This window comes from Mycobacterium sp. ZZG (genome assembly GCF_054786995.1).
In genome coordinates, this window is record NZ_JBTBFV010000022.1 from 15575 (window position 1) to 26860 (window position 11286).

5 protein-coding genes and 2 pseudogenes are annotated in these 11286 nt (G+C 68.2%); all 7 read left to right on the plus strand.

Going from position 1 to position 11286, the window contains the following annotated elements; genetic code table 11:
* Window positions 1-183 precede the first annotated feature (183 nt).
* The 7 genes and pseudogenes from ACXMYJ_RS14345 to ACXMYJ_RS14375 all read left to right on the plus strand — a co-directional run bounded on the left by ACXMYJ_RS14345 (window position 184) and on the right by ACXMYJ_RS14375 (window position 11282).
* Complete coding sequence (locus tag ACXMYJ_RS14345; protein WP_460357052.1) at window positions 184-2628, plus strand: GcvT family protein; 2445 nt, start codon at window positions 184-186, stop codon at window positions 2626-2628.
* A gap of 4 nt (window positions 2629-2632) precedes the next feature.
* Complete coding sequence (gene solA, locus ACXMYJ_RS14350) at window positions 2633-3766, plus strand: N-methyl-L-tryptophan oxidase (RefSeq protein WP_460357055.1); 1134 nt, start codon at window positions 2633-2635, stop codon at window positions 3764-3766.
* Window positions 3763-4899 carry an aromatic ring-hydroxylating oxygenase subunit alpha gene (locus tag ACXMYJ_RS14355; protein ID WP_260753374.1) on the plus strand — a complete coding sequence of 379 codons (1137 nt, stop codon included), beginning with the start codon at window positions 3763-3765 and terminating at the stop codon, window positions 4897-4899. The genes solA and ACXMYJ_RS14355 overlap by 4 nt, the downstream gene beginning before the upstream one ends.
* A gap of 26 nt (window positions 4900-4925) precedes the next feature.
* A complete protein-coding gene (locus ACXMYJ_RS14360) occupies window positions 4926-6386 on the plus strand; it encodes an aldehyde dehydrogenase family protein (RefSeq protein WP_460357059.1) in 1461 nt (486 codons plus the stop codon).
* A 29-nt stretch (window positions 6387-6415) separates the two neighbouring features.
* Window positions 6416-7945: pseudogene (locus tag ACXMYJ_RS14365) on the plus strand (APC family permease).
* Complete coding sequence (locus ACXMYJ_RS14370; RefSeq protein ID WP_460357133.1) at window positions 7938-9461, plus strand: GMC family oxidoreductase; 1524 nt, start codon at window positions 7938-7940, stop codon at window positions 9459-9461. Before ACXMYJ_RS14365 ends, ACXMYJ_RS14370 begins: the two are co-directional and overlap by 8 nt.
* Window positions 9436-11282 (plus strand): annotated as a pseudogene (locus ACXMYJ_RS14375) (putative nucleotidyltransferase substrate binding domain-containing protein). Before ACXMYJ_RS14370 ends, ACXMYJ_RS14375 begins: the two are co-directional and overlap by 26 nt.
* Window positions 11283-11286 lie beyond the last annotated feature (4 nt).

Below are 11286 nucleotides of genomic sequence, written 5' to 3' on the forward strand. Positions count from 1 at the left end.
GCCCCCTGGTCGCGCTGTCCTGTGTCGCGCTGAGTATGTCCCGCGGTCCCGACAAGGCGGCTTCACAGGAATCCCGAAGGTGTGTCCGTCTTGCGTCAGCTCCGATCAGGATGGATGATCTGTTGCGTATAACGCATCGGGTTGCATAATACGCAACTAATTTCGAGTGGAAGCGGTCTGCGTATGCCCAAAGTCGTCGTGATCGGGGCCGGCATCGTGGGCACGTCATTGGCCGATGAACTGACCGGGCGGGGATGGACCGCTGTCACCGTCGTCGACCGCGGACCGTTGTTCGCCACCGGCGGTTCCACCTCGCACGCGCCCGGCCTGGTGTTCCAGACCAACCCGTCCAAGACCATGACCGAATTCGCGCGGTACACCGTCGAGAAGTTCCGCACGCTACAGCACCCCGAGGGCTGGGCCTTCAACCCGGTCGGCGGGCTGGAGGTGGCCACCACCGCACAACGCTGGTCCGACCTGCACCGCAAGGCCGGCTGGGCCCGGTCTTGGGGCATCGAAGGCCACCTGCTGACCCCGTCCGACTGCGTGCGACTGCACCCGCTCATCGACCGCGATCGCATCCTCGGCGGCTTCCACACCCCCGCAGACGGGCTGGCCAAGGCCCTGCGAGCGGCCGAGGCCCAGGCCCGTCGCGCCGAATCCCGCGGCGCCACCTTTCGCCCCCACACCGAGGTGCTCGGCATCGTCGACGACGGGCGCCGGGTGACCGGAGTGCGCACCGCCGACGGCGTGCTCGCCGCCGACATCGTGGTGTGTGCCGCCGGCTTCTGGGGCGCCCAGCTGGCCCGTCAGGTCGGGCTGGTACTGCCGCTGGTGCCGATGGCCCACCAGTACGCCCGCACCGGCCAGATCGCCCAACTCGTCGGCCGCAACAGCGAACTCGCCGAGGCCGGCCTTCCGATTCTGCGGCACCAGGATCAGGACCTCTACTTCCGCGAACACGTCGACCGGCTCGGGATCGGGTCCTACCGCCACAAGCCGATGCCGGTGGACATGTCCACCCTGCTCGCCGACACCGCGGGCGAGCCGATGCTATCGATGATGCCGTTCACTGAGGAGGACTTCGCGCCCGCCTGGCGCGCTGCCGCCGATTTGATTCCGGCACTGCAGGATTCGAAGGTCGAAGAGGCCTTCAACGGGATCTTCTCGTTCACCCCCGACGGATTCTCCCTGATGGGCGAACACCGCGAACTCCCCGGATTCTGGGTGGCCGAAGCGGTGTGGGTGACCCATTCGGCCGGGGTGGCCAAGGCGACGGCCGAATGGATCATCGACGGCGTTCCGTCGATCGACACCCACGAATGCGACCTGTACCGGTTCGAAGAGGTCGCCCGCAGCCCGAAGTTCGTCATGCAGACCAGTTCGCAGGCGTTCGTCGAGGTCTACGACGTCATCCACCCGCACCAGTACCGCACCGCGCTGCGCGGCCTGCGCACCAGCCCGTTCCACGCCCGGCACAGCGGGCTCGGCGCGTACTTCTACGAGGGTGGCGGCTGGGAGCGGCCGGCCTGGTTCGAGGCCAATGCCGCACTGGCACAGCGTCTGTTCGACGACGGCCTGCCGGTGCCGCGCCGCGACGAGTGGGCCGCGAAGTTCTGGTCACCGATCTCGATCGCCGAGGCGCACTGGACCCGTGAACACGTCGCGATGTACGACATGACCCCGCTGACCCGCTATGAGGTGTCCGGCCCCGGAGCCGCCGAATTCCTGCAGCGGATGACCACCAACAACGTCGACAAGAGCGTCGGATCGGTCACCTACACCCTGATGCTCGACGACAACGGCGGCGTCCGGAGCGATCTCACGGTCACCCGGCTGGCCCGGGACACCTTCCAGGTCGGCGCGAACTCCCCGATGGACTTCGACTGGCTCTCACGTCACCGACCGTCCGACGTCGTGTTGCGTGACATCACCGGCGGCACATGCTGTGTCGGCGTGTGGGGGCCCGCTGCCCGAAACGTCATCGCCCCGCTGTGCCCCGACGACGTGTCCCACGAAGCGTTCAAGTACTTTCGCGCCTTACACACCCACCTCGACGCGATCCCGGTCACCATGCTGCGCGTCTCCTATGTCGGCGAGCTGGGCTGGGAGATCTACACCAGCGCCGAATACGGTGCCGCGCTGTGGGATCTGCTCGCCACGGCCGGCGCGCCGCACGGCATCATCGCGGCCGGGCGGATCGCGTTCAACAGCCTGCGCATCGAGAAGGGCTACCGCAGCTGGGGCACCGACATGACCGCCGAACACCTGCCCGCCGCGGCGGGGCTGGACTTCGCGGTGCGGATGGACAAGCCCGGCGGCTTCGTCGGCAGGGTTGCCCTTGAGCAGGCGTCCGTACCACAGAAGGTGTTGCGCACCATCGTGTTCGATGATCCCGACGCAGCCGTGCTAGGCAAGGAACCGGTATTCGTCGACGACATCCCCGCGGGCTATGTGACCAGCGCAGGCTACTCCGCGACCGTCGGTCGCACCCTGGCCTACGCGTGGCTGCCCGCCCACGCCGGTGTCGGCACCGCCGTCACCGTCGACTACCACGGCACCAGGCATGCTGCCGCCGTCTGCGCCGAACCCGTCGTGGACCCGACGATGGCTCGGATCAGAAGGTAAAGCAATGGCTTTCGACGTCATCGTGATCGGTCTGGGTGGGATGGGCAGTGCCGCGGCCTACCATCTGGCGGCGCGTGGACAGCGGGTCCTCGGACTGGAGAAGTTCGGGCCCGCCCACGACCGGGGCTCCAGCCACGGCGGGTCGCGCATCATCCGGCAGTCCTATTTCGAGGATCCGGCCTATGTCCCACTGCTGCTGCGCGCCTATGAACTGTGGGAGCAGCTGGCCCGCGACAGCGGTCGCGATGTGTTCCGCCTCACCGGTGGGCTGTTCATCGGTCCCCCGGACAGCCTGACAGTCGCAGGCAGCTTACGGGCGAGCCGACAGTGGGGCCTGCCTCACGAGCTTCTGGACGAACACGAGATCCGTTCGCGGTTTCCGAACTTCACCCCCGACGCGGGCGACATCGCGCTCTACGAGGCGAAGGCCGGTTTCGCCCGCCCTGAGCTGACCGTGCAGGCTCACCTCGATCTGGCCGGCAACGCGGGCGCCACCCTGCGTTTCGGCGAGGAGGTGGCCGACTGGAGCGCGACCCCGGACGGGGTCACGGTGCGCACCGCCGCCGGTGTGTACACCGCGGGTCAACTGGTGATCTGTCCCGGCGCGTGGGCCCCGCAACTGCTCGCCCAGTTCGGCATTCCGATCACCGTGGAACGCCAAGTGCTCTACTGGCTTGACCCCATCGGCGGCACCGCCGCGTTCGAAGATCATCCGATCTTCATCGACGAGGACAGCGCCGGCATGCAGAGCTACGGCTTTCCGGCCATCGACGGACCGCGCGGCGGGGTCAAGGTCGCGTTCTTCCGCAAGGGTGTGGAGTGCACACCGGAGACCATCGACCGCACCGTGGGTGAACGCGAGATTCGCGAGATGCGCACCCGCGCAGCAGAACTGATCCCCAAGCTGGACGGCCCGTGCCTGCATTCGGCCACTTGCATGTACTCCAACACCCCCGACCAGCACTTTGTGATCGCCCGCCATCCCGACACCGTGAACGTGACGGTGGCGTGCGGCTTCTCCGGGCACGGCTTCAAGTTCGTGCCCGTGGTGGGGGAGATCCTGGCCGACCTCGCCCTCTCCGGTGCGACGGCGCACCCGATCTCGCTGTTCGACCCCCGCAGATTGGTGACCGCATGACCGCAAAACTGGCGCCCGCACTGCTGTCCACCCTCGGCGGCCGCTACTACACCAGTGCCGAGGTGTTCGCCGCCGAGCAGGAGCACATCTTCGAGGCCATGTGGTTCTGCGCCGCCCGGTCGGCCGACCTCGCGGACCCCGGCCGGTTCAAGAAGATCCAGGTCGGGCGCGAGAGCGTGTTGCTGGTGCGCGGCCGCGACGGGCTGTTGCGGGCGTTCCTGAACGTGTGCCGTCACCGCGGCGCACAGTTGTGCGTCGAGGCCGAGGGCGAGGTGAAACGCACCCTGCGCTGCCCGTACCACTCGTGGACCTACGCGCTGGACGGCAAGCTCGTCGCCGCGCCCAACATCGGCACCCTGACCGACGACGAGGGCGCACCGATCGACCGGTACCGCTACGGCCTGGTGCCGGTGGCGCTGACCGAGTGGCTCGGCTACGCCTGGGTGTGCCTGGCCGACACCCCGCCACCGTTCGAGGACGTGATGGCCGAGGCCGCCAGGACTCTCGGAGATCCCGACGCGGTCAACCGCTACGGCATCGGCGGACTGGACGTGGGGCACCGCGTCGTCTATGACGTGGCCGCCAACTGGAAGCTCATCGTCGAGAACTTCATGGAGTGCTATCACTGCAGCACCATCCATCCCGAACTGGTCGGGGTGCTGCCGGAGTTCGCCCGCGGCGTCGCGGCACAGGCGAACATCGGCCTCGGCGCGCAGTTCGGCTCCGGGGTGGCCGGGTTCACCGTCGACGGTGGGGCGGGCTTCGACCGGCTGCCCGGCATCAGCGACGAGCAGGACCGGCGCTATTTCGCGATCACCGTCAAACCCACGGTGTTCCTCAACCTGGTGCCAGACCACGTCATCTTCCACCGCATGTACCCGGTCGCACCCGACCGCACGGTGGTGGAGTGCGACTGGCTCTACACCGGTGACGTCGTGGGCTCGGCGCGCGACGTGTCGAACTCCGTGGAACTGTTCCACCGGGTCAACCTCCAGGACTTCGAGGCCTGCGAGCGGACCCAACCGGCGATGTCCTCGCGTGCCTACCGCGACGGCGGGGTACTCGTTCCCGCCGAACACCACCTCGCGGAGTTCCATTCGTGGGTAGTGTCCCGGCTGGCGGCTGCGTTGTAGACACGACGAGAGGGCTCCGGTAGGTCATGGACGGCGAACCCGACCTGTACATCGGCGGCACGCGCGAGATCATCAACCCCGCCCGCGGCAAGGTCGCCGCGGTCGTCGACGAAGCCACCCCCGAGGACGCCTGCGCCGCGGTCGAGGCCGCCAGGACGGCGTTCGACGACGGCCGCTGGCCGGGCACCCCGGTGACCGAACGTGCCGCACTGCTCGACCGTGTGGCCGACCTGCTGCAGCGTGACAAGGAGAAACTGGCCGCGCTGGAGACCGTCGACACCGGCAAGACGCTGGCCGAGAGCCGCATCGACATCGACGACGTGACCTCGGTTTTCCGGTACTACGCCAAGCTGATCGGCGTCGAATCCGACCGCGTCGTCGACGTCGGCGACCCTGCAGTGGTCAGTCGCGTGGTGCGTGAACCGATCGGGGTGTGCGTGCTCATCGCCCCGTGGAACTATCCGCTGCTGCAGATGTCGTGGAAGGTGGCCCCGGCCCTGGCGGCGGGCGCCACAATGGTCGCCAAACCGAGCGAGGTCACGCCGCTGACCACGATCGCGTTCGTCCGGCTGCTCGTCGAGGCCGGGGTGCCGCCCGGGGTGGTGAACCTGGTGCAGGGCAGCGGCGCCAGGCTCGGCGCGGCGCTCACCGACAACCCGGCCGTCGACTTCATTTCGTTCACTGGGGGACTGGCCACCGGACGCGCCATCGCCAGGGCCGCCGCCGAGCACGTGACCAAAGTCGCTCTTGAGCTCGGCGGCAAGAACCCGCACATCGTGTTCGCCGACATCGGGGATTCGGGATGGGACGCAGCGGTCGACCACGTCCTGACCGGGGTGTTCCTGCATTCGGGTCAGGACTGCTCGGCGGGCACACGGTTGATCGTCGAAGAGTCCATCGCCGACGACTTCGTCGCCGCAGTCGCCGCGCGGGCCGGGAAGGTCCGGATGGGGGACGGGCTGGACCCGGCCAGCGAGACCGGACCATTGGTGTCCGAACAGCACCGTACGAAGGTGGAATCCTATGTGCAACTGGGAATTTCCGAAGGTGCCCGACTGGTGTGCGGTGGGCGTCGGCCGGACGAACCCGCGCTGGCCGACGGGTATTTCTTCCTGCCCACCATCTTCGACGGCTGTGAGCGGTCGATGCGGATCGTGGCCGAGGAGACGTTCGGCCCGATACTGACGGTCGAGCGGTTCACCACCGAGGACGAGGCGATCGCTCTCGGCAACGACACGGAGTACGGTCTTGCCGCCGGCGTCCGGACCTCGGACCCGGCGCGGGGCGAACGTGTGGTGCGGGCACTGCGGCACGGCACGGTGTGGCTCAACGACTTCGGCTACTACACCGCCGCGGCGGAATGGGGCGGATTCGGCAGGTCGGGCAACGGTCGCGAGCTAGGGCCCACCGGGCTCGCGGAATACCAGGAACTCAAACACATCTGGCACAACACCGCTCCCACTGCTGCGGGCTGGTTCAAAGGTTAGTCCGTCCGGGGAAGGGGCAGGCTCGCAAAATGGTGATCAAACAGATCCATGCCGACAGTGGCATGGAGGATTTCGGCTACAAGGAGTCACTGGACCGCAGCATCGGGAAGTTCGCCAGCTTCGCCGCAGGCGTCAGCTACATCTCGATCCTGACCGGCACATTCCAGCTCTTCTACTTCGGTTACGGCACCGCCGGACCGGCCTATCTGTGGTCGTGGCCGATGGTGTTCGTCGGTCAGATGGCCGTCGCGCTGTGCTTCATGGAACTGGCCGCGAAATACCCGGTGGCGGGCTCGGTTTACAACTGGAGCAAGAAGCTGGCCAGCAGGCTGGTCGGCTGGACCTCGGGCTGGCTGATGCTGACGGCCTCGATCGTGACCATCTCGGCGGTCGCGCTGGCCTACCAGCTGAACCTGCCCCGGCTCTGGAGCGGCTTCCAGGTCATCGGCGACGGCAGCGGCACCTACGACTACGCCGCCAATGCGGTACTGCTCGGCACCGTGCTGATCGTGTTCACCACGTCGGTCAACGCGCTCGGTGTGCGCCTGATGGCGCGCATCAACTCCAGCGGCGTGTTCATCGAGTTGATCGCCGCGGTACTCATCGTGTTCCTGCTGGCGATCAATGTACAGAACAGCCCGGATATCTTCTTCTCCACCAACGGCTACGGCGCGGGGGAGAGCATGGGCTTTCTCGGCGCGTTCCTGATCGCGTCGCTGGCGTCGGGTTATGTGATGTACGGATTCGACACCGCGAGCTCGCTCGGCGAGGAGACGGTGGAACCGCGCCGCACCGCGCCCAAGGCGATCGCCCGCGCCATCCTGGCCTCATTCGTGATCGGCGGCGGCATCCTGGTGTTCGCGGTGATGGCCGCGCCCAACCTTGCGGACCCGCAGCTCGGCGAGAGCAGCGGCGGTCTGCAGTACATCGTCGAGCAGGTGATGTGGGGCCCGCTGGGTAAGATCTTCCTGGCGTGCATCGTGATCGCGGTGACGGTGTGCTGTCTGGCGGTACACACCGCCGCGATCCGGCTGACGTTCGCGATGGCCCGGGACAACGCGCTGCCGTTCGGCGAGAAACTGGCCACGGTGAACCCGCGGACCCAGACCCCGATCGTCCCCGCCGAGACCATCGGGATCATCGCGGTGATCATCCTGGTCGTCAACATCGCCAATCCGCAGATCTTCACGGTGCTGACCTCGATCGCCATCATCATGATCTACCTGGCCTACCTGATGGTCACCGGCCCCTTGCTCAAAAAGCGGCTGCAAGGGCGTTGGCCGCCGGCGGATCTCAAGGAGGGCGGCTACTTCACCATGGGCCGCTGGGGGCTGCCGGTCAACATCGTTGCCGTGGTGTGGGGGATCGGGATGGCGGTAAACCTCGCCTGGCCGCGCGCCGCGGTCTACGGTGAACCCTGGTACAACACCTGGGGCGCGTTCGTCTAAATCGGCATCATCGTCGGCGCCGGGCTGCTCTGGTACTTCCTCAAGGGGCGCAAGCACATCGGCACGTTGAAGTCCCATGCCGCCGAGACCCTGGCGGACGTTGATGGCTGAGGGCGCGACCTTCGACTACGTCATCGCCGGCGGCGGTACTGCCGGATGTGTGCTGGCGGCAAGGCTTTCCGAGGATCCGGACGTGACGGTCTGCCTGGTCGAGGCGGGCCCATCCGATGTCGGCGACGACGCGATCCTGGTGCTGTCGGACTGGATGCACCTGCTCGACTCCGGCTACGACTGGGACTACCCGATCGAACCCCAGGAGCGGGGAAACTCCTTCATGCGCCACGCCAGGGCCAAGGTGCTCGGCGGGTGCTCGTCGCACAATTCGTGCATCGCGTTCCATCCGCCCGCCGAGGCGCTCGACGAATGGGTGGCGATGGGCGCCACCGGTTGGGGGGCCGGGGACGTGCTGCCGCTGGTCCGGCGGCTCACCGAGACCGTGGTGCTGCGCGACGTGCCGCCCGAGGATCCCTGCGGCACAGCGGTTCTCGACGCCGCGGCGCAGGTCGGCATACCCACGGTGAAATTCAACCGCGGCGAGACGGTGCGCAACGGCGCGGGCTGGTTCCAGATCAATGCGACCGCGGATGGCACCCGGCTCTCGACCAGCCACGCGTTCCTGCACCCGATCCTGGGCATCCGCCGGAATCTGGAGGTCCGCACCGATTGCTGGGTGTCGGAGATCCTGTTCGACGAGCGGTCGCGCGCCGCCGGGGTGCGCTACCAGCGACCCGACCTCACCGGCTATGACACGGTGTCCGCGCGGCGCGAAGTGATCGTCACCGCGGGTGCGATCGACACCCCGAAGTTGTTGATGCTCTCCGGCATCGGGCCCACCGCTCACCTACGGGAGATCGGCGTCGAGGTGCGGGTTGACTCACCCGGCGTCGGGGCCAACCTCGACGACCACGTTGAGGGGCTGGTGTTCTGGGAGGCCGCCCAGCCCATGGTGCGCACGTCGACCCAGTGGTGGGAGATCGGCGTGTTCACCACCGTCGACGACGGCCCGCGCCAGCCGGACCTGATGATGCACTACGGCAGTGTCCCCTTCGACATGAACACCCTGCGCCACGGCTACCCGACCACCGACAACGGTTTCTGCTTGACGCCCAACGTGACCCAGGGCCGATCCCGGGGCACGGTGCCGTTGCGCTCCCGCGATTTCCGCGACCGGCCCAGGGTGGACCCGCGCTACTTCACCGACCCCGACGGCTACGACGAACGCATCATGCTCGCCGGCGTCAGGCTGGCCCGTCGCATCGCCGAACAGGCGCCGTTGACGCCGTGGGTGGGTGCAGAACTGGCGCCCGGCCCCGACGCGACCACCGACGACGAATTGCTCGACTACATCCACCGCTGCCACAACACCGTCTACCACCCGGCAGCGACCGCGCGGATGGGTGCGGTGTCGGACCCGATGGCGGTGCTCGATCCGCAACTGCGGGTCAAGGGGGTTACCGGCCTGCGGGTGGTGGACGCCTCGGCCATGCCGAAGTTGCCGTCGGTGAACCCGAACATCACCGTGATGACGATGGCGGAGAAGTGTGCCGACCTCATCAGAGCCACCTGAGACGGCCGGCCTGGCCGCGTTCCTGGCCGCTCACACACCGTTTCAGGGATCGACGCAGGACGAACTCGACGCACTCGCGGGCGGGGCGTCGCTGACGCAATTTTCTGCCGGGGTGGTGGTCGCTGACTACACGGGCCGGGTGCCCGACGAGGTGTGGATGGTGCGCGACGGCGCCGTCGCGTTGCGGACCACCGGCGACGGCGCGCTCATCGACATCGTGACCCCGGGCGGGATATTCGGGTACATGCCGTTGCTGGCAGGCGCCGGAATGGATTTCGAGGCCAGAACCACTGCGCCCAGCACGCTGGTGCGGCTTCCGGGAGCGTTGGTGCGCGCGCAGTTCGCCAAACCCTCGGGCCTGGCGTTCCTGGCATCCTCGGGCTGGAACCACGCCGCCGAGCGGTCGACCCTGATGCCCGCCCCCGACAGCACGCCGGTCAGCGAGCTGGTGCGTGGCGAGGTGCTCGTCGTCGAACCCGGCGACGCGGTGCGCGACGTCGTCGTGAAGATGACCGAACGCCACGTGTCCTACGCACTGGTGCGGCTGCCCGACGGCGCGCTCGGCATCTTCACCGACCGCGATCTGCGCGCCCGCGTCGTCGCCGCGGGTGTGCCGGTCGACGTCGCGATCGAACGGGTGATGAGTGCGCCGGCCCGCACGGTCACCATCGATCTGACCGCCGACAGCGTGCTGATGGAGATGCTGGAATGCGGGCTGCGGCACATGCCGGTGCTGACGCCGCGCGGCGAGGTCGTCGGCGTGCTCGAAGACGCCGATCTGCTGGCCGCGACCGCCCGGCAGAACTTCACGCTGCGCCGCGCCATCGCCCAGGCGGGCACCGCCGCCGAACTGCAGGCCGCAGGCAAACGCGTGACCGGCACCGCCGTCGACCTGTTCCGCAGCGGCACGAAGGACACCGCCACCAGCGCGATCCTGTCGGTCGTCGTCGACAGCCTGGTCCGTCGCGCCCTGGAACTGGTTGTGGCCCAACCGCAGTACCGCAACCTCGACGGATTCGCCTGGCTGACCCTGGGCAGCGTGGCCCGGCGCGAGGCGATGCCGTCCTCGGACGTGGACAGCGCGCTGTCCTGGCGCGACGAACTCGGCGGGCAGGCGCCGCGGCTGCGTGCCCTCGCCGCCGAGGTGCACGGAATGGTGGACGCGTCCGGCCTGCCGTCGGACCGTAACGGCGCGGTCGCGTCCAAGACGATGTTCTCGCGATCGCAGTCGGACTGGCTGCACACCGCGCAGGCTGGCTGAGTGACCCGCTGCGCGACCGCGGGCTGGTCCTGTCGTCGTTGCTGATCGACGGCCGCGTGGTGTGGGGCGACCCGGGCCTGCACACCGTGCCCGCCGCCTACCAACGCATCCGTGAACAGCATCCGAACGCCTTGCGGCTGCAGCTGCTCGACGCGCTGTCGGGCAAGATGCGCACCCGCTCACTGCGCGATGTGTTGTCGCGCCGCGGGGGCACCTTCGACCTGAAGAACCACGCCGTGACCCCGGTGGTGAACCTGGCCCGGTGGGCCGGGCTGACCGCGGGCGTCACCTCGGCGAGCACCCCGACGCGGTTGCAGGCCGGCGCCGAGGCCGGGGCGCTCAGCGAGCGCGATGCCCGCACCCTGTGCGACGTGTTCGCGATGCTGCAACGGCTGCGGATGACCCATCAGGTCGAGCTGGTCGCCGCCGGGCACACCCCCGGGGACACCATCACGATGTCGGAGCTGTCCCCGCTGAACCGCAGCCTGCTCGGCGACGGTCTGCGTGAGATCGCCGCGGTCCGGCGGCGGGTCGGCAACCTCGGGCTCACCGGCGTATAGGCTC

Bases quoted from the DNA above. Each gene is read 5' to 3' on its own strand.
- ACXMYJ_RS14345 (WP_460357052.1), top strand. From the start codon at position 184: ATGCCCAAAGTCGTCGTGATCGGGGCCGGCATCGTGGGCACGTCATTG.
- solA (WP_460357055.1), top strand. From the start codon at position 2,633: ATGGCTTTCGACGTCATCGTGATCGGTCTGGGTGGGATGGGCAGTGCC.
- ACXMYJ_RS14355 (WP_260753374.1), top strand. From the start codon at position 3,763: ATGACCGCAAAACTGGCGCCCGCACTGCTGTCCACCCTCGGCGGCCGC.
- ACXMYJ_RS14360 (WP_460357059.1), top strand. From the start codon at position 4,926: ATGGACGGCGAACCCGACCTGTACATCGGCGGCACGCGCGAGATCATC.
- ACXMYJ_RS14370 (WP_460357133.1), top strand. From the start codon at position 7,938: ATGGCTGAGGGCGCGACCTTCGACTACGTCATCGCCGGCGGCGGTACT.